The organism is Variovorax sp. Soil_C_26 (genome assembly GCF_057657075.1).
Genome location: NZ_JBDGJC010000001.1, coordinates 637,851 through 660,192, shown reverse-complemented (window position 1 = coordinate 660,192; position 22,342 = coordinate 637,851). Strand labels below are relative to the sequence as shown.

The window sequence follows — 22,342 nt, the reverse complement described above, 5'->3', positions numbered from 1 at the left end:
GCCACGGCACACGCGCCCGTTTCGCTTCGATCCATTCCCACGACAAGCAGAAGAAGAGGTTCCATGTTCGCCCACACCGTTTCCGCCTGGCTGCAGCGCCGTGGCATCCACTATGGCTGGGTCGTCGCCGCAGTCACCTTCCTGACCATGCTGACGATGTCGGCCGCGCTGGGCCTGCCGGGCGCGATGCTGCAGCCGCTGGGCAAGGAATTCGGCTGGAGCACCGAGCAGATTTCCTCGGCACTCGCACTGCGCTTTGCGCTGTTCGGACTCATGGGCCCGTTCGCCGCCGTGCTGATGGAGCGCTATGGCCTGCGCGCGGTGATGTGCAGCGGGCTGGCGCTGGTCGGGCTGGGCATGGCGCTGGTCACGACGGCTTCGCAGCTGTGGCAGCTGTTCGTGCTCTGGAGCCTGATGCTGGGGCTCGGCACCGGCCTCACGGCGCTGGTGCTCGGCGCGGTGGTGGCCAACCGCTGGTTCGTCGCGCGGCGCGGGCTGGTGATCGGCATGCTCACGGCCAGTGCAGCGACCGGGCAGCTGGCCTTTCTGCCGTTCGCGGCCTGGATGATCGAGCACTGGGGCTGGCGCTCGGCCATCGTTCCGGTCGTGATCGGCAGCGCGCTGATCGGCGTGCTGGCGCTGTGCCTGGTGCGCAACCGGCCTTCGGACGTGGGCCTGCTCCCCTATGGCGAGAAGGCCGTGCCCGGCAGCGCGCCGCCCGCAGCGGCACCCGCGGCGACGATGAACTTCGCCACGCCGTTCCGCGTGCTGAAGGAGGTCTCGACCAACCGCACCTTCCTGATCCTGGCGGGCACCTTCTTCATCTGCGGCCTGAGCACCAACGGCCTGGTGCAGACGCACTTCATCTCGCTGTGCAGCGACTTCGGCATGGCTGCGGTGCCGGCCGCTTCGGTGCTCGCGATGATGGGGGCCTTCGACTTCGTGGGCACCATCCTGTCGGGCTGGCTCTCGGACCGCTACGACAACCGCAAGCTGCTCTTCTGGTACTACGGCCTGCGCGGGCTGTCGCTCTTCTGGCTGCCGCATTCCGAGTTCACGATCTACGGCCTGGGGCTGTTCGCGATGTTCTACGGGCTCGACTGGATCGCCACTGTGCCGCCGACCGTCAAGCTCGCGGGCGCCGAGTTCGGTCCGGCGAAGGTCGGCATGGTGTTCGGCTGGATCTTCGCGGCCCACCAACTGGGCGCCGCCACAGCCGCCTATGGCGCGGGCTTCGTGCGCACGCTGCTGCTCACCTACACGCCGGCGCTGTACGCGGCGGGCGCGGCCTGCCTGGTCGCCGCGGTGGTGGTGCTGGCGATTCGCCGGCCGGCAAAGGCGGTCGGCGGTCCGGCAACGGCCGCGGCACGGGCCTGACCGGCCGCAGGAGACGCACCATGAACAACAGCCCGCTCCAGGCCGAACAACTCGATCCGCGCACGCGCCGCCTGCTCGAGGCGCCGATCGTGCCCACGCTGCTGCGCCTTGCCGCGCCCAATGTGCTCGTGATGGTGGCGCAGGCGGCGGTCGGCCTGATCGAGACCTACTTCGTGGGCAAGCTCGGCACCGATGCGCTCGCGGGCATGGCGCTGGTGTTCCCGATCGTCATGCTGATGCAGATGACGTCGGCCGGCGCGATGGGCGGCGGCATCGCCTCGTCGATCGCACGCGCGCTCGGGGCGCGCCGGCGCGGCGATGCCGATGCGCTCGTGTGGCATGCGGTGGTCATCGCCATCGGCTTCGGGCTTTGCTTCACGCTGGCGCTGCTGGCGGGCGGACGCTGGCTCTACGGGGTGATGGGCGGCAGCGGTGCCGCGCTCGATGCGGCGCTGACGTACTCGAACTGGGTGTTCGCGGGCGCGGTGCTGGTGTGGCTCTTCAACTCGCTCTCGGCCGTGATCCGCGGCACCGGCAACATGGCGGTGCCGGCCCGGGTGACGGTGGCAGGCGTGTTCTTCCTGGTGCCCGCCTCGCCGCTGTTGATCTTCGGCTGGGGGCCGCTGCCGGGCATGGGCATCGCGGGCGGCGCGATGGCGCTGCTGCTGTATTACCTGCTGGGTTCGATCGCGCTCATCGTCTACCTGCGCTCGCCGAAGAGCCTGCTGCGCCCCAGGCTGGCGGCCATGCAGTTCCGCTGGCCATTCTTTCGCGACATCCTGCGCATCGGGCTGGTGGCGGCGATCGCCACGGTGGCCACCAACCTGTCGATCGGCATCGCCACCGCGCTGTCCGGGCACTTCGGCACGGGTGCGCTCGCCGGCTACGGCACCGCGTCGCGGCTCGAGTACCTGCTGGTGCCGCTGGTCTTTGGGCTCGGCGCGCCGCTGGTCGCGATGGTGGGCACCTGCATGGGTGCGGGCCAGCGCGAGCGCGCGCTGCGTGCCACCTGGGCCGGGGCGGGGCTGGCCTTCGCATTGACCGAGGCCATCGGCCTCGCGGCGGCCCTGTTTCCACGCCCCTGGCTGCTGCTGTTCGGCAGCGATCCCGCCATGCTCGAGACCGGCGCCCAGTACCTGCGCCTGGTCGGACCGTTCTACGGTTTCTTCGGTGTCGGGCTGGCGCTGTACTTCGCTTCGCAGGGGGCGGGTCGCCTGCTGTGGCCGGTGCTCGGCAATGTGGCGCGCCTTGTGGTCGCCGGGCTCGGCGGCTGGCTGGTGCTGCACTGGGGCGGCGGGCTCGCGAGCGTGTTCGCGGTGCAGGGCGCGGCGCTCGTGGTGTACGGCATTTTGATCGCCTCGGCGATCGCCGGCGGCGCATGGTTCGGCCGCGTCGGCTGGCCGCGCACGCCGGGCGGCCTGCTGCGGCGCATGGCGCAGGCCTGAACCATTGTTCTAAAACCGGGACCCTGGTCCCTGAAAGGCGCTCCATGCAAATCAAGGACTCGGTTGTCTTCATCACCGGCGCCAACCGCGGGCTCGGCCTCGCGTTCGCCAAGGCGGCGCTCGCGGCAGGGGCGCGCAAGGTCTATGCGGCCGCGCGAGATGCGAAACAGGTCGCGCTGCCCGGCGTGGTGCCGGTCACGCTCGATGTGACGCAGCCCGCGCAGGTCGAGGCGGCCGTGCGCGGCTGCGGCGATGTCACGCTGCTGGTCAACAACGCAGGCATCTCGCGCGGCAGCACCCTGCTGGGCGACGGTTCGATGGAAGCGGCGCGCGAGGAATTCGAAACCAATTTCTTCGGCGTGTGGGCGCTGGCCAAGGCCTTCGCGCCGGTGCTCGCGGCGAATGGCGGCGGTGCGATGGTGAACGTGCTGTCGGCGCTGAGTTGGACCACGTTCCCGGCCGTGGCGACCTACAGTGCCACCAAGTCGGCTGCATGGTCGCTGAGCAATGGGCTGCGCAACGGATTGGCGGGGCAGGGCACGCAGGTCACGAGCGTGCACGTGGCCTTCATGGACACCGACATGGCCACGCACGTGCCGGGCCCCAAGGCGTCGCCCGATGAGGTGGCCGCGCAGGCACTCGCGGCGGTGGAACAGGGCTTGCCCGAAGTGCTGGCCGACGCGGTCACGCGCCAGCTTAAGCAAAGCCTGTCGAGCGACGCGCCGGGCTACGCCGCGGTGCGCCTCGCCGCGTAGGTGTTACCGGCACGCGCGGCGCGGTCAGTAGCGGTACGGATTGTTGGGGCGGCGGTCGTAGCGGTTGGGTACGCCGTCGCCGTCGCGGTCCCGGCGGCCGTAACGGCGGTTGTCACCATGGCGATGCCGATGGTGGTAGCCGTGGTTGCGGTAGTAGCCCGGTCCGTAATGATGACGCGGCGGCGGCGGCGCATGGTAGCGGTGGCGCGGCGGCGCGGCGGGGACCACGTACACCTGGGCCTGGATGATGGGGCCGCCGGCACGGGCCTGGGCGGGCGCGGTGAGCGCGGCGAGCGAGAGCAGCGCGGCGGCACCGAGGGCGAACGAGAGCTTTTTCATGGCGACTCCGATGGAGTGGTTGGAAGCCCTATCGTCGGGGCGCCATGTGAACGCTTTGTAAGGCTGGAGCGAAATCCCATGAAGAGCTGTAAGCCGCAGCACCGTCCGGAATTCAGCGCGGCGCGGGAAGCAGGCGCCGCAGCGCCTCGAAAAACAGGTCGGACTGCTCGCGCTCGCCCTGGATCTGCTTGGACACATGCGCGGCCATTGCGGGATCGACCGGAACCAGCGGCCGGCCCGTGGACTGCGCGATCACCTGGTGCAGGCAGGCGCGTTCCAGGTAGTAGAGATCGTCATAGGCATGGGCGATCGTGGCGCCGGCCACGACCACGCCATGGTTCGCGAGAAAGGCCACGTCCTTGCCCGTCATGGCGCGCGCAATGCGCTCGCCCTCGGCATCGTCGAGCGCGAGGCCGTTGTACACCGCGTCGATCGCGATGCGGTTCATGTAGCGCATCGCGTTCTGGCTCAGGGTCGGGTCGAGCGCGCGGTCGGCCGTCAGCGTGAGCGCGGTGGCATAGGGCATGTGGCAATGCAGCACCACCGCATGGCCGGTCAGCCGGTGCACCGCGCCATGGATGAACAGCGCGGTCGGCTCGACGCGGTGGCGGCCGGCCAGCACCTCGCCATGCACGTCGATCAGCACGATGTCGTCGGGCCCGACCTCGCTCCAGTGCAGGCCGCGCGGGTTGATGAGGTAGCGGTCCTGGGCGCCCGGCAGCATGACGCTGAAATGGTTGCACACCCCTTCGGACAGGCCGTGGTGGGCGGCAGCGCGCAGTGCGAGCGCAAGGTCTTCGCGCAGGGTGCGCACGGCGGGGCTGGCGTATTGCTGATCTGCGGACATCGCGCTTTCCTCTTGGACGTGAATGAATGGATGAAGCGAAGGGTGTTCAGGCGCGGGTCGCGCCCGTGTATGCGGCGACGAAGCGCTCGGCATCGGCACGCACCTGCGCTGCCGACTTGCCAGGCTTGTAGAGCGCGGAGCCGATGCCGAAGCCGGCCGCGCCGGCCGCGCGCCATTCGCCCATGTTGGCCGGCGTGATGCCGCCCACGGGCATCAACGGCGTGCCCGGCGGCAGCACAGCGAGCAGGGCCTTGACCACCGCCGGCGACGCGAGTTCGGCCGGAAACAGCTTGAGCCCGGTCGCGCCCGCCGCCAGCGCGCCGAAGGCCTCGGTCGGCGTCATCACGCCGGGCAGGCAGACCATGCCGAGCCGCACGGCCTCGGCGATCACGTCGGCATTGAAGTTGGGCGCCACCACCAGTTCGCCGCCGGCGTCGTGCACATGGCGCACCTGCTGCACGTCGAGCACGGTGCCGGCGCCCACGAGCGCGGCCGGAAAGCGCGCGCGCATCAGCGCGATGCTGGCGTAGGGATCGGGCGAATTGAGCGGCACCTCGAGCAGCCCGAAACCCGACGCGACGATCGCATCGCCGATGTCGGCGGCTTCGGGCGGCGTGAGGCCGCGCAATATCGCGACGAGCGGCAGCGCGCGCATCGCTGTATCGAATTTTTCGCGGGGCGTGGTTGTCATGACGTCGAGCTCCTGTCTGCGTCGAGAAAGCCGGACAGCGCGTGCAGTCCGGCCCATGTGGCTTCGGCACCGAGCGTGCGCGTGGCGACGCCCGTGGTGCGCAGTGCGAGGGCATAGCGCTCGGTCAGCGCCGGCGCGCCGATCAGCACCACCTCGCCGAAGGCGTGCAGCGATTGCGTGCGCAGCTCTTCGCCGATCAGCAGGCCCGACAGATAGCTCGAGACCTCCTGCGCGGGCAGGCGGTCGAACAGCGCAAGCGTGCGTGCGCCGAAGGCGTTGTGCAGCAGGCCTTGGCCGTTGTCGGCGCGCGCCACGCCTTGCGCGAACGCGGCCTCGTCGAGCGGCGCATCGGCCCGGAGCGTGCGCGCGAGGATCGAATGCTGGCTCAGCAGCGCATAGAACTCGCCCGTCATGAAGGTGCGAAAGCCCGTCACGCGGCCTTTCTTGACCGTGGCCCACTTGTTGTGCGTGCCGGGCAGCACGAAGACGCCTTCGTCCACGCCCATGAGCGCCACCGCGCCGAGGATTTGCACTTCCTCGCCGCGCATCACGTCGGGCACGCCGTCGTGCGCGTCGCTGAGGCCCGGCACGATGGCGACGCGCGCACCAGGCAGGCCAGCATCGATGTCGATGATGCTGCGCCCGATCTCGACCCGGCCCGCCGGACACGCGCAGTAGGGCGCCTCGACCCATCCCTGCTTGCTGCCGGCCATGCCGGAGATCAGGCAGCGCGTGCCGGCCGGCTGCATCCAGTCGGCGAACAGGGATTCGAACACCGCGGCAAAGCCGCCCGCAGGCACTTTGAGGATGCCGCGCGGATCGCTGCGCTCTTCGAGCACCTTGCCGCCGGCATCGAGCAATGCGCCGCGCAGCGAGCTCGTGCCCCAGTCGATCGCGACCAGCCTCTTTTCCATTCAGTGCCCCATGGCACGACGCGCCACCCGCATCGCATCAAACCCGACAGGCGCAAGCCAGTGCACCCGCGGAACTGGCTTTGCCAGGCCGCTGGGTGCGCCCCCCAGTGGGGGGAGGCGCCGCAGGCGCTTCGGGGGGCGTTCCATCCTAGTGGTTGTCGCGTGGCACGAAGGGGCCGCGCCGGCCACGCAGGAACGCGAGGTCGGCGCCCTGGTCCGCCTGCAGCACCGTGTCGACATAGAGCTTCCAGTAGCCCGAATCGAGCGGCGCCTTGGGCGCAACCCATTTCTCGCGCCGCTTCGCGAGCTCTTCGTCGCTGACGTGCAGATGCAAACGGCGGTTCGGCACGTCGAGCTCGACGATGTCGCCGTCCTGCACAAGCGCCAGCGGCCCGCCCGCCGCGGCCTCGGGCGCCGTGTGCAGCACCACGGTGCCGTAGGCGGTGCCGCTCATGCGTGCGTCGCTGATGCGGACCATGTCGGTGATGCCTTTGCGCAGCACCTTCGGCGGCAGCGGCATGTTGCCGGCCTCGGCCATGCCGGGGTAGCCCTTGGGGCCGCAGTTCTTGAGCACCATGATGCAGTGCTCGTCGATGTCGAGGGCCTCGTCGTCGATGCGCTTGTGCAGGTCGTCGGCGCTCTCGAACACCACCGCGCGGCCCTTGTGCACCAGCAGCCCGGGCGTGGCCGCGCTCGGCTTGATGATCGCGCCGTTGGGCGCGAGGTTGCCGCGCAGCACGCAGATGCCGGCCTTGTCCTTGAAGGGCTCGGCCAGCGGGCGGATGACCTGGGCGTTGTAGTTCTCGGCGTCCTTCACGTTCTCCCAGAGCGTCTGCCCGTTCGCGGTGATCACGTCCTTGTGCAGGAGGTCGGCGATTTCCTTCATCACCACCGGCAGGCCGCCGGCGTAGCAGAAGTCCTCCATCAGGAACTGGCCCGAGGGCTGCAGGTTCACCAGGCAGGGCAGCTCGGAGGCGAGGCGGTCGAAGTCGTCGAGTGTGAGTTCCACGCCGATGCGGCCCGCGATGGCGAGCAGGTGGATCACGAAGTTGGTCGAGCCGCCGATGGCCGCGTTGACCTTGATCGCGTTCTCGATCGCCTGGCGCGTGAGGATCTTCGACATGTGGAGGTCTTCATGGACCATGTCGACGATGCGCCGGCCCGCCATGCGCGCAAGCACGTTGCGGCGGCCGTCGACGGCGGGGTAGGCCGCATTGCCCGGCAGCCCGATGCCCAGCGACTCGACCATGCTCGCCATGGTGCTGGCGGTGCCCATGGTCATGCAGTGGCCGTGGCTGCGGTGCATGCAGCTCTCGGCCTCGAAGAAGTCCTGCAGCTTGAGCGTGCCCGCACGCACCTGCTCGCTCATCTGCCATACGCCGGTGCCAGAGCCGAGTTCCTGGCCGCGCCACTTGCCCGAGAGCATCGGGCCACCCGAGACGCCGATGGTCGGCAGGTCGACGCTGGCGGCGCCCATCATGAGCGCGGGCGTGGTCTTGTCGCAGCCCATGAGCAGCACCACGCCGTCGAGCGGATTGCCGCGGATGCTCTCTTCCACGTCCATGCTCGCGAGGTTGCGGTACAGCATGGCGGTGGGACGCAGCAGCGTCTCGCCGAGCGACATCACCGGAAACTCGAGCGGGAAGCCGCCGGCCTCGTAGACGCCGATCTTGACCTGCTCGGCGAGCGTGCGGAAATGCGAGTTGCAGGGCGTGAGTTCGCTGAAGGTGTTGCAGATGCCGATCACCGGGCGGCCGTCGAACTGGTCGTGCGGCACGCCCTTGCCCTTGACCCAGCTGCGGTAGATGAACCCGTCACGGTCGGTGCGGCCGAACCATTGCTGGCTGCGCAGTTCTTCGGGTTTCTTCTTCTTCGGTGGCGTGCTCATCGTTGTCTCCGTGGCTGGAAGGAATGCCGGCAGGTCAGGGTTTTTCCTGCCGTTAACAATTTTCAATCATCATATGATAAGCGCGACACGCCATCCGCCGTTCAGGGTTTCCGAGCGGCCGGACCAGGGACCGGACAACAACCACAACGCACGCAGGCATGATCAAGAACGTCCACGGCAACACGGTCGACCGCATCGGCAGCGACATCGTTGCGGGTCGCTATGCGCCCGGCGCGTCGATCCCGCCGGAGCCGCTCTTGTGCGAGGCGCTCGGCGTGAGCCGCACCGTGGTGCGCGAGTCGATCAAGTCGCTGATCGCCAAGGGGCTCGTGACCAGCGGCCCGAAGGTGGGCACGCGCGTGCAGCCGTCGGACCAGTGGAACTGGTTCGACGCCGACGTGATCGTCTGGCAGACGCAGGCCGGCCTCTCGGCTGAGTTCCTGCGCGACCTGCAGGACCTGCGCCGTGTGGTCGAGCCTGCCGCGGTCGGGCTGGCCGCGCTGCGCGCCACGGCCGCGGACATCGCCGAGATGGAAGACGCCTACGCGGGCATGAAGCGCGCCATCGAGTTCGGCGGCGACTACATCACGCCCGACCTGCGCTTTCACCAGGGACTTATCCGCTCCAGCCACAACCGCATGCTGGTGCAGATGAGCCGTGCGCTGGGCGCGCTGCTGCGCACCAGCTTCGAGATCTCCACCAGCCGAAAAGACGGGCCTGCCACGTCGCTGCCGCTGCACCGCGCAGTGCTCGACGCCGTGATCGCGCGCGAATCGGCCCGCGCCGAGAAGGCCGTTCTGGTTCTGATTGACGGCGCGCGCCATGACATCGAGCAGGTGCTGGCGTCGCGCAAGAAGCTGCCGCGCATCAGCCGGCCGGCCACGCAGCTCAAGGCCTTTCCGCTCTAGCGAGCGGACGGCGACCCATTCCATAACAACACCGCAAGACAGGAGAGAAGGTGATGAAGAGCGCAGTCGACGGTTTTTTTCGCGTGCTGGAGTTCCTCGTGGTCGCGTGCATGGTGGCGATGGTCATCATGGTGTTCGGCAACGTGGTGCTGCGCTACGGATTCAACTCCGGCATCTCGGTGTCGGACGAGATGTCGCGCTACTGCTTCATCTGGCTCACGTACATCGGCGCCATGGTGGCCATGCGCGAGGGCGCGCATCTCGGGGTCGACACGCTCATCAAGCACCTGCCGCGCGGCGGCAAGAAGCTCTGCTTCTTCCTGAGCCAGGCGCTCATGCTGTTCTGCAACGTGCTGTTCTTCATGGGCACCTACCAGATGCACGAACTGCAGGTGACCAACATCTCGCCCGTGGTCGGCATTTCGATGATCTGGATCTACGGCATCGGCTACATCGTGTCGGTAGTGATGGCGCTCTTCAACATCGACAAGCTCTGGCGGCTCTTCAGGGGCCGCGTGCCCGACCATGAATTGATTCAGGTCAGGGAATCCGAAGACCAGGTGCTCGATGCCCCGGCGCAAGCAAAGGTGGCGCCATGACGGTCACGATCTTCATCGTCTCGTTGCTCGGCGCCATGGCGCTGGGCATCCCGATCTCGTACTCGCTGCTGGTGTGCGGCGTCTCGCTGATGGCATGGCTCGCCGCCACCGGCGGCCTGCCGGCCTTCGACAGTCAGATCATCGCGCAGCGCTTCGTCGACGGCGCCGACAACTTTCCGCTGCTTGCAGTGCCGTTCTTCCTCCTGGCCGGCGAGTTCATGAATGCCGGCGGCCTGAGCCGGCGGATCGTGAACCTCGCGATGGCCTGGGTCGGGCACTACCGCGGCGGCATGGGCTACGTGGCAGTGCTGGCGGCGATCATCATGGCCTCGCTTTCGGGCTCGGCCGTCGCCGACACCGCGGCCCTGGCCGCACTGCTGATCCCGATGATGAAGGCCGCCGGCTACCAGCTGAACCGCTCGGCCGGCCTCATCGCCGCGGGCGGCATCATCGCGCCGGTGATTCCGCCGTCGATCGGCCTCATCGTGTTCGGCGTGGCCGGCAACGTGTCGATCACCAAGCTGTTCCTCGCGGGCATCGTGCCCGGCATCCTGATGGGGCTGGCGGTCGGCGTCGCCTGGTGGATCGTGGCCAAGAAGGAGAACGTGCGTTCGTCGCCGCGCGTGCCATGGGGCGAACGGCTCAAGGTCACGGCGCAGGGCAGCCTCGCGCTGGCGCTGCCGGTCATCATCATCGGTGGCATGAAGTTCGGCGTGTTCACGCCCACCGAGGCGGCCGTGGTGGCCGCGGTGTACTCGCTTCTCGTCGGCGTTTTCGTTTACGGTGAACTGAAGGTGCGCGACCTCTACCGCCTGACGCTCGCGGCCGGCAAGACGACGGCAGTGGTGATGTTCCTCGTCGCGGCCGCGATGGTCAGCGCCTGGCTGATCACGGTGGCGAACATTCCCGCCGAGGTGGTTTCGCTGCTCGAGCCGTTCCTGGACAACAAGATCCTGCTGATGTTCATGATGATGGTGCTGATCGTCATCGTGGGCACCGCACTCGACTTCACGCCGACCGTGCTGATTCTCACGCCGGTGCTGATGCCGGTGGTGCTCAAGGCCGGCATCGACCCGGTGTACTTCGGCGTGATGTTCATCATGAACAACGCCATCGGCCTGATCACGCCGCCTGTTGGTACGGTGCTCAACGTGGTGAGCGGCGTGGCGCGCATCTCGATGGATGATGCCTTCAAGGGCGTGATGCCGTTCTTCATCGCGCACCTGGTCGTGCTGTTCGCGCTGGTGTTCTTCCCGCAACTCGTGACCGTGCCGCTCCAGTGGTGGATGGGGCGCTAGTTTTTATCCTTTCTCTGTCAGTCCATTCAATCAACCAACCCTTGCAATCGAAGGAGACAAGCATGCTGTTTCGCAGAACCCTAATGACCGCCGCCCTCGTGGCCGGCGGCCTGCTCGCATCGACCGGTGCCATCGCCCAATTTGCCGAACGCACGATCAAGTTCACCAACGGCGTGAACGAGGACCACCCGGTGGGCGTGGGCGTGAAGAAGATGCAGGAAGTGCTGGCCGCCAAGACTGGCGGCAAGATGAAGATCGTCGCCTTCTGGGGCGGTGCGGCGGGCGGCGACCTGCCGGCCACGCAGGCGTTGCGTGCGGGCACGCAGGAGATGGTGTGCACCTCGAGCTCGCCGCTGGTGGGCATCGTGAAGGAGCTCGGCGCCTTCGACCTGCCGTTCCTGTTCGCCAGCGAGAAGGAGGCCGACGCGGTGCTCGATGGTCCCGCGGGCGAGTACTTCAACAAGAAGCTCGAGGCCGCCGGCCTCGTGAACCTGGCCTACTGGGAGAACGGATTCCGCAATCTCACCAACAGCAAAAAGCCGGTCGCGAAGGCCGAGGACTTCGAAGGCGTGAAGCTGCGCGTGATGCAGAACAACATCTTCCTCGACTCGTTCAAGACGCTGGGCGCCAACGCCGTGCCGATGGCCTTCGGCGAGGTGTTCACCGCGCTCGAGACCCGCACCATCGACGGCCAGGAAAACCCCTTCGTGACGATCGAGACCTCGAAGTTCAGCGAAGTGCAGAAGTACCTGAGCGTCACGCGGCACGCCTATACGCCGTTCCTGATCCTCTACAGCAAGAAGCTGTGGGACCAGCTCAACCCGCAGGAGCAGGCCGTGCTGCGCGAAGCCGCCAAGGAAGGCCAGAAGGTCCAGCGCGAAGCCAATCGCGCGCTCAACGAGAAGTCGCTCGCGAACCTGCGCAAGACGATGACGGTCAACGAGGTCTCGGCCGCCGAGCAGAAGCGCATGCTCGAGAAGGTCAAGCCGGTGTATGACAAGAACGTGCCGACCATCGGCGCCGAGGCCGTGGGCGTCGTGACGGACGCTCTCAAGAAGGCACGCGGAGGCTGAGGCTTCCCGGCATGGCCTGAGTCCCCTGTGAAAGCCGCGCGGTGCGAGCCGCTGCGGCTTTTTCTTTTTTTGGACCCTCTTCATGAAAATCACGAAAGTCGAAACCATCCGCCTCGGCGAGTTCCCGAACATCCTGTGGGTGCGGCTGCACACCGACGAGGGACTGGTCGGCCTCGGCGAAACCTTCATGGGTGCAGAGGCCGTCGAGGCCTACCTGCACGAGTGGGCGGCGCACAAGCTGCTGGGCACCGATCCGCTGCAGATCGAGGCGCGCAACCGCGACATCACGGGCTACCTCGGATGGCGCGGATCGGGCGTGGAGACGCGCGGCAACTCGGCGGTGGACATCGCGCTCTGGGACCTGTTCGGCAAAGCCGCCAACATGCCGGTGCACACGGCGCTCGGCGGCAAGAGCCGCGACGCCATCCGCATCTACAACACCTGCGCGGGCTACCAATACATCCGTAGCGCCACCAACCAGACCAGTTCGAACTGGGGGCTCGCCAACAACAACGGCCCCTACGAAGACCTGCAGGGCTTCCTGCACCATGCGGACGAGCTGGCCGAATCGCTGCTGTCCGAAGGCATCACGGCGATGAAGATCTGGCCCTTCGACCCGGCCGCGGAGAAGAGCCATGGCCAGTACATCAGCAACGGAGACCTCGATGCCGCGCTGGAACCGTTCCGCAAGATCCGCAAGGCCGTGGGCGGCAAGATGGACATCATGGTCGAGTTCCACAGCCTGTGGCGATTGCCGATGGCGCAGAAGATCGCGCGGGCGCTGCAGGAGTTCGACACCTTCTGGCACGAGGATGCCATCCGCATGGACAGCCTCGACCTGCTCACGCAGTACGCAAGGGACTGCAAGGCGCTCGTCTGCGCGAGCGAGACGCTGAGCTACAAGTGGGGCTTCAAGGACTATCTGCAGACCGGCGTGGCCGGCGTGGCGATGCTCGACCTGAGCTGGTGCGGCGGCCTGACCGAAGCGCGGAAGATCGCCGCCATGGCCGACGCCTGGCAGCTGCCCGTGGCGCCGCACGACTGCACCGGGCCAGTGGTCTGGGCCGCCTCCACGCACCTGAGCCTGCATGCGCCCAATGCGCTGGTTCAGGAGAGCGTGCGCGCCTTCTTCACGGGCTGGTACCGGGAGCTCGTCACCGAGCTGCCGAAGGTCGAGAACGGCATGATCAGCCTCAACGACAAGCCGGGCCTTGGCCTCGAGCTGTTGCCCGACCTGCACAAGCGCGCCGATGCGATGGTGCGGGTGTCGAAGGCCTGAAGGCCGGGAAAGGGCGACCCGTCAGTCCGTGCGCAGCCGCAGCAGCGCACGCACGAAGCCGTGGTCCGAACGCGAGCGGTCGCGGCCTTCGTGCAGGTGATCGTTGAAGTAATCGACCCGGCGCACGTCGCCCAGGCTGTTGCGGCTCGTGGCGACGAATTCCTCGCTCACGAAGATCTGGTCGAGCACGGCCGGAAAGCCCTGGTGGATGTGCGAATAGGCCACGTCCTTCTTGAGCGCCGATTCGCCCTGCATCTCGTAGGCGTTGAAGAGCGCAACGTCGCGCGCCCCCTTGTCGTAGGCGACCTCGGCGGTGGCGGCCACCAGCTGGGTGGTCACGCTGTGCGGGTCGTCGTTGAAGTCGCCCATCACCACCAGCGGCACCCGGGTGTTCGCCAGCAGGTCGATCACGATGCAGCGCAGCGCGGCTGCCTCGGCGCCGCGCATCAGCAGCGAGCGCAGCGATGCCATCGCGCCGACCTTGCGGTCGTCGCGGTCCTCGAGTGGCTGGCCCGCTGCATCGAGCAGGAACTTCGGCCGCTTCGACTTCAGGTGCACCGTCAGCACGTGCACCGGCTGGCCATGCTTCATGCGCACCGTGACGAGGAACGGCGGGCGTTCGAATCGCGTGTGCTGCCCCAGCCCCGGCACCTCGACGCCGAAGCCCGGCGGGAAGTCGACGAACGACTGGGCATGCTCGACGCGAAGCCGCGTCGCGATGCCCACCCGCGGCGTGCCCTGTGCGCCGTTCAGCGGCGGCGTGTTCTCCGCGCCCGGCACCGAGACGAAGTCGTAGCGCAGGCCGCTGCGCGCGATGGCGGCCTTCAGCGCGGCCTCGTCCCAGACCTCCTGCACCGCGAGCACGTCGGCATTGAGCGTGCGGAAGCGTTCGCCCGTCCATTCGATCTTGCGCTCGTGGTCGCGTTCGTCGTAGGGCTCCTGGTTCTCGTAGAAGACCCGGTGCGGGTTGGCGAGATTCAGCAGGTTGCAGGTGGCGACGAAGAGGGTGGCGTAGTTGGGCGGGATGTGGGCCATGGCGTGCGATTGTGTCTTGTCGTCGTGCGGCCTGCCTGACGCCGATGCAAGGAAAAAAGGGCACCGAGAGGTGCCCTTTGTTGGTGTGAAGCGCGGGTGTTCGGCCCGCGCCTCGGCTCAGCGCCCGAACGAACGGCCGCCGCCGCCGCCCGAACGGTTTCCACCGCCACCACCACCGCCGCCACCGCCGTAGCCACCGCCACCACCCGAACGGCCACCGCCGCCCGAGCGGCTGCCGCCGTAGCCGCCGCCGCCACCCGGACGCCCGCCGCGTCCGCGGCCGCCGCCCATGTGGTCGACGCTCGTGCGCAGCGGATCGGGCTGGCCTGCCGCGCCTTCCACCGCTTCGGCGCGCAGGTGCGCCACCTGGTTGGCCTGCGTGGGGCTGTGGCTGTTGCCATGATGGCGCGGTTGGCGCTCTTCATGCGGCAGATGCTGGTGCGGCGCGTGCTGGTGCGGTGCGCTGCGCGCCGGCGCCTGGGGGCCGCGGCCCTGCGGCGGGCGGGCGCCCTGGCCGCGCGGACCCTGGCCTTGTCCCTGGCCGCCGGCATTGCGGCCTTGACCGCCACCGCCACCGCCTCCAGCACCGCGGCGCTGTCCGCCGCCATTGCCGGCACCGGCGTTGCCGCCACCGCCCTGGCCGGCCTTGTTCTCGCGGACCCGTTGCAGCATCTCGGTGCGGGCAGCCTTGGCGGCCGCCTGCATGACGTCGCGGCTCGGCGGACGGCCTGCGCCGCCCCAGATGGTCTGGCGGCCCATGGCGATCGGTTCGGCGCGTTCGCCTTCCTCGGGGCCGAAGCCTTCGATGAACTGCACCGGGATCGTCTGCTTCGTGAAGCGCTCGATCTCCTGCATGAAGCCTTCTTCGTCCATGCAGACGAAGCTCACGGCCTCGCCGCTCGAACCGGCGCGGCCGGTGCGGCCAATGCGGTGGACGTAGTCTTCGCTGACGTTCGGGATCTCGTAGTTCACGACGTGCGGCAGCTCGTCGATGTCGATGCCGCGGGCTGCGATGTCGGTGGCCACCAGCGCGCGGATGTCGCCGCTCTTGAAGCCGGCCAGCGCCTGCGTGCGCGCGCTCTGGCTCTTGTTGCCGTGCAGCGCCATGGCCTGGATGCCGTTCTTGGTGAGGAATTCGGCCACGCTGTTGGCACCGAACTTGGTGCGCGTGAACACGAGCACCTGGCTCCACTTGTTCTCGTTGATGATGTGCGCGAGCAGCGCCTTCTTCTTGCCGCGGCCCACGGGGTGGATCACCTGCGTGATGCGCTGCACGGTGGTGTTGCGCGGCGTGACCTGGATGCTCTGCGGATTCTTGAGCAGCGTGGCCGCGAGGTCGCGGATCTCGTCGCTGAAGGTGGCCGAGAACAGCAGGCTCTGCTTTTGCTTGGGCACCAGCGCGAGGATCTTCTTCACGTCGTGGATGAAGCCCATGTCGAGCATGCGGTCGGCTTCGTCGAGGATCAGGATCTCGACCTGGCCCAGGTCGAGCATGCCCTGCTGCTGCAGGTCGAGCAGGCGGCCCGGCGTGGCCACGAGGATGTCGACGCCCTTCTTGAGCTTGCTGATCTGCGGGTTCATGCCCACGCCGCCGAAGATCACGGTCGAATCGAGTTCGAGGTACTTGCCGTAGGTGCGCACCGATTCCTCGACCTGGGCGGCGAGTTCGCGCGTCGGCGTGAGCACGAGGGCGCGCACGCCGATGCCGCCGAACTTGTTGGTGGCGCGCGTGCTGGTGCTGAGCTTGTGCAGCATCGGCAGCGTGAAGGCGGCCGTCTTGCCGGTGCCGGTCTGGGCGCCGCCGAGCAGGTCGTGGCCCTCGAGAACGGCCGGGATGGCCTGTGCCTGAATGGGGGTGGGGGTGTCGTAACCGTGCTCGTGCACAGCCTTCAAGATGGCAGGGGCCAGCTTCAGTTCGTCAAAATTCATTGGAAACAATAAGCGCCATACACGGCGCAGTGACATCGGCCCGCTTGGCGTCATGGTGACGCCGAGCCAGTCAAGGCAGATGAAGGTCAGGGGTGGGAGCCGGAAAGTCCACCCTCGCAAGAGGGTTGATGGCGCTTGGGGTTGCCAAGGCTGGATGGGCTTTCTTCGTCCCCGGCAGAGAGCCGGCGTTGCGGGCAACTGGACCCGGCAACAGCGCTATTGTCGCATGAGTCGGCGTTTGGGGCGCCCATTACCTGCAATCGGTCACGCGTTCGAGCGTGGTGAGCAGCTTCCGGAACAGCCGGTCGCTGTAGGCCCGGCTCGGATGGATGCCGTCCTGCAGGTCGTCGGGACCATCGAAACGCACCGCGCCCCAATCGACGAAGGCCACTTTCCTGTCGAGTGCCACCAGGCGCGTGAGCTCGTCGTAGCGGGCACGCCGGATCAACTGGGGTTTGCGGATGTGCAGCGCGGGCATTTCGATCTGGCGCGAGAAGCCGGTGAGGATCGGCTCGCGGCCCTCCGCACGCAAGCCGTCGATGATGTCTTGCAGCGCCTGGACGTAGAGCGCGGGCTTCACATTGCGCCACGCGTCGATCACGCCGCTCTCGATCACGACCCAGCGGCCGCTGCGCGGCAGCTCGTCGAAGCGGCGCGCAAGGTCGGTCAACAGCACCTCGGGGGCCGAGTGATCGACGAAGGTCAGGGCCGGGTACTGTTTCTGAAGGGAGGCGATCGGACGTTCCTGCGTGCCGTTGTTGGCCATGATGCTGTCCGCGTAGACATCCACGGTACAGCGCAACGGCGCCGTGACTGACCGCGGCGCCCGCGGCCCGGCGGCGGGGACATGGGCGACGCTTCGGACGACGGGCGCCGCAGGTTGGCTGGTGGGGAGGCGGTTGGCGCTACCGCAGCCGGTCAGCACGATGAAGCCGGCGCAGAGCAGAACGCCCGACCAAGGTGGCGCGCTCCGGAGCGCGCGCGACAACGACTGCGACTTGCGCAGCCAGGCGTGTGTGAACATTGGTTTCCTGCTGAGCGATCGACGCGCCGGAAATTCGGCACCTCATCGGCCGCGCTTGGTGCGCGCGGCGATCTCTGTGACCTGAGCCTACCCATGCCTTTCGGGCGCGGCGGCCAGCAGAAGCAGGGGAATCGGGGGTTTTTCACGAATGCCTTTGCGAAAATGCAAAGGTGCTGCCATCAGCAGTCAGGTTTTTTCAATTGCGGCCAAATCAGGGCTGCACGGCGGGGCCGCCGGGGCCTCCAGCAGGCGCCCGGCATAATTTGCCCCAAGCTCCAACCGATTTTTCACCACACACACCATGGCTCAATACGTCTATTCGATGAACCGTGTCAGCAAGACCGTGCCGCCAAAGCGGCAGCTCTTGAAAGACATTTCCCTTTCCTTCTTCCCCGGCGCCAAGATCGGCGTGCTCGGCCTGAACGGCTCGGGCAAGTCCACGCTGCTCAAGATCATGGCGGGCGTCGACAAGGAGTTCGAGGGCGAGGCACTGCCCATGCCGGGGATGACGATCGGCTATCTGGAACAGGAACCCAAGCTCAACCACGAGCACACGGTGCGCGAATCGGTTGAAGAGTCGATGGGCGCAGTCTTTGCGGCCAAGGCGCGCCTCGAAGAGGTGTACATCGCCTACGGTGCCGAAGACGCCGACTTCGATGCGCTGGCGGCCGAGCAGGCTGAACTCGAAGCCATCATCGCGACCGCTGGCACCGATTCCGAACATCAACTGGAAATCGCCGCCGACGCGTTGCGCCTGCCGCCGTGGGACGCCAAGATCGGCCTGCTGTCGGGCGGTGAAAAGCGCCGCGTGGCACTGTGCCGCCTGCTGCTGTCCAAGCCCGACATGCTGCTGCTCGACGAACCGACCAACCACCTGGACGCCGAATCGGTCGAGTGGCTCGAAGTGTTCCTGCAGCGCTTCACGGGCACCGTGGTGGCCATCACCCACGATCGCTATTTCCTGGACAACGCGGCCGAGTGGATCCTGGAAATGGACCGCGGTCGCGGCATTCCGTGGAAGGGAAACTACAGCACCTGGCTCGAGCAGAAGGGCGAACGCCTGGCGCAGGAGCAGAAGAGCGAAGAAGCCCACGCCAAGGCCCTGAAGAAGGAACTCGAGTGGTCGCGCCAGAACCCGAAGGCACGTCAGGCCAAGAGCAAATCGCGCCTCGCCCGCTTCGAGGAGCTGAGCGACATGGAATACCAGAAGCGCAACGAGACCCAGGAAATCTTCATTCCGGTGGCGGAACGCCTGGGCCAGCAGGTGTTCGAGTTCCACAACGTCAGCAAGTCCTTCGGCGACCGCATGCTGATCGACAATCTGAGCTTCACCGTGCCGCCGGGCGCGATCGTCGGCATCATCGGCCCGAACGGCGCCGGCAAGTCGACGCTGTTCAAGCTGCTCGCGGGCAAGGAAAAACCGGATTCGGGCGAGGTCGTCATCGGCCAGACCGTGAAGATGGCCTTCGTCGACCAGCACCGCGACGAACTCGCCAACAACAAGACCGTGTGGGAAGACATCTCGAACGGCCTGGACATCATCAACGTCGGCAAGTTCCAGATGGCCAGCCGCGCGTACGCGGGCCGCTTCAACTTCAACGGCGCCGACCAGCAGAAGAAGGTCGGCACGCTGTCGGGCGGTGAACGCGGCCGGCTGCACCTGGCCAAGACGCTGATCGCGGGCGGCAACGTGCTGCTGCTCGACGAACCGTCGAACGACCTCGACGTGGAAACGCTGCGCGCGCTGGAAGACGCGCTGCTCGAGTTTGCCGGCACGGTCATGGTCATCAGCCACGACCGCTGGTTCCTCGACCGCATCGCCACCCACATCCTCGCGGCCGAGGGCGACAGCCAGTGGACCTTCTTCGACGGCAACTACCAGGAGTACGAAGCCGACAAGAAGAAGCGCCTGGGCGAAGAAGGCGCCAAGCCCAAGCGCATGCGCTACAAGGCCCTCAAGTAGCTCGTGCGCGGCCGCTTGCCTTTGCGAGCGGCCGAGGAGGGGACGCTGGGCGCCGTTGCGCGTACCGCGAGCAGTCCTCGCATCGCGTGGTGAGGTCGTGCCGGCAACTTCTTACGTGCGAGAGGAACGCCTGCGCGGCGTCCAGTTCCTGCTTCTGCCGCCGGATCGCCTGCAGCCTCCTGTCGATCACCTGCGCGCGCTCATGCTCGCCGCGGTGAAGAATACTGCGGATTTCGGCAAGGCTGAGGCCCACTTCCTGGCAGGCGCACACGATGCGCAGGCGCTGCAGGTGTTCATCGCCGTAGTCGCGATGGCCTGCGTCGGTGCGGGCCGGGACCACAACACCCTCGTCTTCCCAATGGCGAAGCACGTGGGCGGCGACGCCGATTTCTCTTGCGGCTAGACCGATCTTCATCGGCCGATGGTACCGCTTGACTTCAGGTCGACCTGAAGTTCCAGAATTGGTGCCATGCATCACACCCATGACCTCACGCTCCCTCGGTCCATGCCGGTCGAGATCGACGATGCGATCGTCGCCACCTATGTCGTCGCGCCGCGAGCAGGGGCCCTGGGCGATGTCGTGATCTGCCACGGCACGCCGTTCTCCGCGGCCGTCATGATGCCTGCCGCCCGACTTCTCATGGCCGCCGGCTATCGCGTCTTTCTTTGGGACATGCCCGGCTACGGCGCTTCCATCGGTCCTGCCGGCCAGATGGCCGATCTTCGGCGCCAGGGGCGTCGCCTTGCCGCGCTTCTGGATCACTGGGGGCTTGCCGAACCGCATGTCATTGCGCACGACGTCGGCGGTGCCGTGGCGCTCGGCGCACACCTCCTGGCGCAGCGTGATTTCGCGTCGCTGTACCTGTTGGATGCCGTCACGCTGGACCCTTGGGGTTCGCCGTTGTTCCGGCTCCTGGCGCAGAACCAGAACGTCTTCGCCGCACTGCCGCCGCGCTTTCACACCGCCATCGTGCGCGAATACATCGCGGGGGCGAGCGCCGCCTCGCGCGGCGCTGCGGATTGGGTCGATGCGCTCAGCCGTCCGTGGACGACCGAGGCAGGGCAGGCCGCGTTCTATCGTCAGATGGCACAGCTGACGCCCGAACACACCAGGCCCTTGGCCGCTCGACTGGGTGAGGTTCGTTGCGCGACACGCATCGGCTGGGGCGAGGATGATCCATGGCTGCCCGCTGCACAGGCCGCCGAACTGGCGTCGAGGCTGCCGGGTGACGTTGCGGTCACCGTGTTTCCAGGCGCCGGACACCTGGTCCCGCTGGAAGCCCCTGAAGCCTTGGTCGATGACTTCCTGGCGTCGCTGCCGGCCGCTCCAGCCGGAAGGCCGCGTTCGTCCCCCACGTGGCGACCAGCAGATGGCCGTCGGGCGTGCGGGTGAGCCCTACCGGGCTCGCGAGGCCGTCCGCCAGCACGGTGCGGCGGCCCTCGCGGTCGATGCGGCTCACCGTCGTGCCGCCATAGTCGACCACGTACGCGGCGTCGCTTTCTCGGTCTGCGACGATGCCGGGCCCCGGACTGCGCAGCCCATCATGGATGGTTCGTGCGCTTGCGCGTGCGCCGGGTCCGGCCAGCGAGATGCCGCCCGCGATGTTGCTGACCATCAACTCGCCGCTCGGCAGCTCGACCGCGCCGACCGGCGTCTGCAAGCCTTCGGCGACGACGTCGATCGTGCCGTCGGGATGCGCCGCGAGGATCTGGTGGGTGCGGCGGTTCGCGATCAGCAGCCGGCCCTTGCTGTCGAAGCTCAGGCCCGCCGGTGTCGCCAGGCCGCGCACGAACACGCTCTGCCTGCCGCCAGGCGTGAAGCGCCACACCAGGTCCTCGTTGTAGGAGGCCACGAAGATGTCGCCGGAAGGGCCGATGGCCAGCCCGCTCGGTCCGCTCAGGCCCGATGCGAACACCTTGCGGGTGCCGTCTGGTGCGAAGCGCAGCACGGTGCCGGCCGACCAGTTCGCGACATGCAGATGGCCTGCCGCGTCGTAGGCCATGCCGACCGGGGATGCCAGACCGGCATGCAGAGGCCGTGGCGCGAGCGTCCAGGCCGGCAGGGCGGGCGCCTCCATTGCGGGCCCAAGCAGCGCCAGACCGAGCAGCGGCAGGCGCACGCGGAAATCACGGTGCTTCATGCAGCCTCCTCCAGTTCGGTCTGCGCGGCGAACACCTCGCGCGCGGCTGCCAGCCCGTTCAAGGCGGCCGGAAAGCCCGCGTACACCGCCATTTGCATGATGGTCTCGATCACTTCGGTGCGCGTGACGCCGACATTGAGCGCACCCTGGATATGCACCCGGAGCTGCGGCGCGGCATTGCCCATGGCGGTGAGCGCGGCCACCACGGCGATCTCGCGCGAGCGCAGGTCGAGGCCGGGGCGCGAATAGATGTCGCCGAACGGAAACTCGATCAAGAGGCGAGCGAAGTCGGGTGCAATGCCGGCCAGGCTCTCGACGACCTTGACGCCGCCCTCACCGTCGATTTCGTGGAGCTTCGCCAGTCCGCGCCGGTAGCGCAGGTTGTCGTGGCCGTCGTGGTTCGCGTCGCTGGATTGAATGTCTGTCATCGCTCGTCTTTCCTTCGGGCGCGGTGCCCGGTGACGAGGGACGCTTCCTGTCGATGGCGCGGTAGTGCGCGATCTTGAGCGACAGCGCCTGTGTCGATTGCTGCAGCGCCGCCACCTTGGCCTGGACCTCGGCAAGATGCCGTTCGAGCATCTCGCGCCGTTCCCCGACACTGGCGTCCCCCTGGCTTCGAAGCCTGGCGAAGGCCCGCATGCCCTGGATGGACATGCCGGTCTCGCGCAGGCGCAACAGGAAAGCCAGCCAGTCGAGGTCGGCGCTCGCATAGCGGCGCTGGCCACCCGGTGCGCGGGGCACCGCGGCGATCAGTCCGATTCGCTCGTAGTAGCGCAGCGTGTGGGCCGTGAGGCCGGTGCGCTGTGCGACTTCCGCAATGGTCAGGCTGGCTTCCAT

General features: G+C 67.5%; 21 protein-coding genes. 10 read left to right on the top strand and 11 right to left on the bottom strand.

Annotated features, from left to right (window positions below; translation table 11 throughout):
- Positions 1–63: 63 nt before the first annotated feature.
- From AC3A6G_RS03015 to AC3A6G_RS03005, 3 genes are read left to right on the top strand one after another with little or no spacing between them, the layout of a single operon-like run.
- A complete protein-coding gene (locus AC3A6G_RS03015; protein WP_487864041.1) occupies positions 64–1,377 on the top strand; it encodes an MFS transporter in 1,314 nt (437 codons plus the stop codon).
- Positions 1,378–1,397: 20 nt separating this feature from the next.
- Entirely contained in the window at positions 1,398–2,822 is a 1,425-nt protein-coding gene (locus AC3A6G_RS03010) for an MATE family efflux transporter (protein ID WP_487858214.1), read from the top strand.
- A 44-nt stretch (positions 2,823–2,866) separates the two neighbouring features.
- Entirely contained in the window at positions 2,867–3,577 is a 711-nt protein-coding gene (locus tag AC3A6G_RS03005) for an SDR family oxidoreductase (protein ID WP_487873009.1), read from the top strand.
- A 24-nt stretch (positions 3,578–3,601) separates the two neighbouring features.
- On the opposite strand, the gene AC3A6G_RS03000 is transcribed toward AC3A6G_RS03005, so the two are convergent.
- The 5 genes from AC3A6G_RS03000 to AC3A6G_RS02980 form a co-directional block, all read right to left on the bottom strand.
- The gene (locus AC3A6G_RS03000; RefSeq protein ID WP_487873008.1) at positions 3,602–3,916 is read right to left on the bottom strand and encodes a hypothetical protein; all 315 of its coding nucleotides are present in this window, start codon (positions 3,914–3,916) and stop codon (positions 3,602–3,604) included.
- Between the two features lie 112 nt (positions 3,917–4,028).
- Positions 4,029–4,763, bottom strand: coding sequence for an aldolase (locus AC3A6G_RS02995; protein WP_487873007.1), 735 nt, complete (start codon positions 4,761–4,763; stop codon positions 4,029–4,031).
- 46 nt (positions 4,764–4,809) lie between these two features.
- A complete protein-coding gene (locus AC3A6G_RS02990; RefSeq protein WP_487873006.1) occupies positions 4,810–5,454 on the bottom strand; it encodes a 2-dehydro-3-deoxy-6-phosphogalactonate aldolase in 645 nt (214 codons plus the stop codon).
- On the bottom strand, positions 5,451–6,368 hold the full coding sequence (locus tag AC3A6G_RS02985) for a 2-dehydro-3-deoxygalactonokinase (protein WP_487873005.1): 918 nt from the start codon (positions 6,366–6,368) through the stop codon (positions 5,451–5,453). The genes AC3A6G_RS02990 and AC3A6G_RS02985 overlap by 4 nt, the downstream gene beginning before the upstream one ends.
- Before the next feature lie 148 nt (positions 6,369–6,516).
- Positions 6,517–8,256 carry an IlvD/Edd family dehydratase gene (locus AC3A6G_RS02980; RefSeq protein ID WP_487873004.1) on the bottom strand — a complete coding sequence of 580 codons (1,740 nt, stop codon included), beginning with the start codon at positions 8,254–8,256 and terminating at the stop codon, positions 6,517–6,519.
- A 158-nt stretch (positions 8,257–8,414) separates the two neighbouring features.
- Between AC3A6G_RS02980 and AC3A6G_RS02975 the strand changes: the two genes are divergently transcribed.
- The 5 genes from AC3A6G_RS02975 (at position 8,415) to AC3A6G_RS02955 (ending at position 13,413) form a co-directional block, all read left to right on the top strand.
- Positions 8,415–9,164, top strand: a complete 750-nt coding sequence (locus AC3A6G_RS02975; RefSeq protein ID WP_487858208.1) for a FadR/GntR family transcriptional regulator — start codon at positions 8,415–8,417, stop codon at positions 9,162–9,164.
- Between the two features lie 53 nt (positions 9,165–9,217).
- A complete protein-coding gene (locus AC3A6G_RS02970; protein WP_487858207.1) occupies positions 9,218–9,763 on the top strand; it encodes a TRAP transporter small permease in 546 nt (181 codons plus the stop codon).
- A complete protein-coding gene (locus tag AC3A6G_RS02965; protein WP_487858206.1) occupies positions 9,760–11,061 on the top strand; it encodes a TRAP transporter large permease in 1,302 nt (433 codons plus the stop codon). Before AC3A6G_RS02970 ends, AC3A6G_RS02965 begins: the two co-directional genes overlap by 4 nt.
- 62 nt (positions 11,062–11,123) lie before the next feature.
- Positions 11,124–12,134 carry a TRAP transporter substrate-binding protein gene (locus AC3A6G_RS02960; RefSeq protein ID WP_487858205.1) on the top strand — a complete coding sequence of 337 codons (1,011 nt, stop codon included), beginning with the start codon at positions 11,124–11,126 and terminating at the stop codon, positions 12,132–12,134.
- An 82-nt stretch (positions 12,135–12,216) separates the two neighbouring features.
- The gene (locus AC3A6G_RS02955; RefSeq protein ID WP_487858204.1) at positions 12,217–13,413 is read left to right on the top strand and encodes a mandelate racemase/muconate lactonizing enzyme family protein; all 1,197 of its coding nucleotides are present in this window, start codon (positions 12,217–12,219) and stop codon (positions 13,411–13,413) included.
- 21 nt (positions 13,414–13,434) lie between these two features.
- Here the strand turns inward: AC3A6G_RS02955 and AC3A6G_RS02950 are convergent, their stop codons facing one another.
- From AC3A6G_RS02950 to AC3A6G_RS02940, 3 genes are all read right to left on the bottom strand, one after another.
- Positions 13,435–14,448, bottom strand: coding sequence for an endonuclease/exonuclease/phosphatase family protein (locus AC3A6G_RS02950; RefSeq protein ID WP_487864036.1), 1,014 nt, complete (start codon positions 14,446–14,448; stop codon positions 13,435–13,437).
- 117 nt (positions 14,449–14,565) lie between these two features.
- A complete protein-coding gene (locus AC3A6G_RS02945) occupies positions 14,566–16,377 on the bottom strand; it encodes a DEAD/DEAH box helicase (RefSeq protein WP_487858202.1) in 1,812 nt (603 codons plus the stop codon).
- Between the two features lie 250 nt (positions 16,378–16,627).
- Positions 16,628–17,401: an SGNH/GDSL hydrolase family protein gene (locus AC3A6G_RS02940; RefSeq protein WP_487864035.1), complete on the bottom strand. Its 774-nt coding sequence runs from the start codon at positions 17,399–17,401 to the stop codon at positions 16,628–16,630.
- A gap of 301 nt (positions 17,402–17,702) precedes the next feature.
- Here AC3A6G_RS02940 and ettA point away from each other — a divergent pair, with 301 nt between their 5' ends.
- The gene (gene ettA / locus AC3A6G_RS02935; RefSeq protein WP_487858201.1) at positions 17,703–19,364 is read left to right on the top strand and encodes an energy-dependent translational throttle protein EttA; all 1,662 of its coding nucleotides are present in this window, start codon (positions 17,703–17,705) and stop codon (positions 19,362–19,364) included.
- On the opposite strand, the gene AC3A6G_RS02930 is transcribed toward ettA, so the two are convergent.
- Complete coding sequence (locus AC3A6G_RS02930; protein ID WP_487858200.1) at positions 19,357–19,779, bottom strand: MerR family transcriptional regulator; 423 nt, start codon at positions 19,777–19,779, stop codon at positions 19,357–19,359. The two genes, ettA and AC3A6G_RS02930, sit on opposite strands and share 8 nt — an antisense overlap.
- A gap of 90 nt (positions 19,780–19,869) precedes the next feature.
- On the opposite strand from AC3A6G_RS02930, the gene AC3A6G_RS02925 reads away from it, so the two are divergent.
- Positions 19,870–20,757: an alpha/beta fold hydrolase gene (locus tag AC3A6G_RS02925; protein ID WP_487873003.1), complete on the top strand. Its 888-nt coding sequence runs from the start codon at positions 19,870–19,872 to the stop codon at positions 20,755–20,757.
- Positions 20,758–21,501: 744 nt separating this feature from the next.
- Here AC3A6G_RS02925 and AC3A6G_RS02920 read toward each other — a convergent pair.
- Both AC3A6G_RS02920 and AC3A6G_RS02915 read right to left on the bottom strand, forming a co-directional pair.
- Positions 21,502–21,933 (bottom strand): carboxymuconolactone decarboxylase family protein, encoded by a 432-nt coding sequence (locus tag AC3A6G_RS02920; RefSeq protein ID WP_487858198.1) that lies wholly within the window; start codon positions 21,931–21,933, stop codon positions 21,502–21,504.
- Complete coding sequence (locus tag AC3A6G_RS02915) at positions 21,839–22,342, bottom strand: MerR family transcriptional regulator (protein ID WP_487873002.1); 504 nt, start codon at positions 22,340–22,342, stop codon at positions 21,839–21,841. Before AC3A6G_RS02915 ends, AC3A6G_RS02920 begins: the two co-directional genes overlap by 95 nt.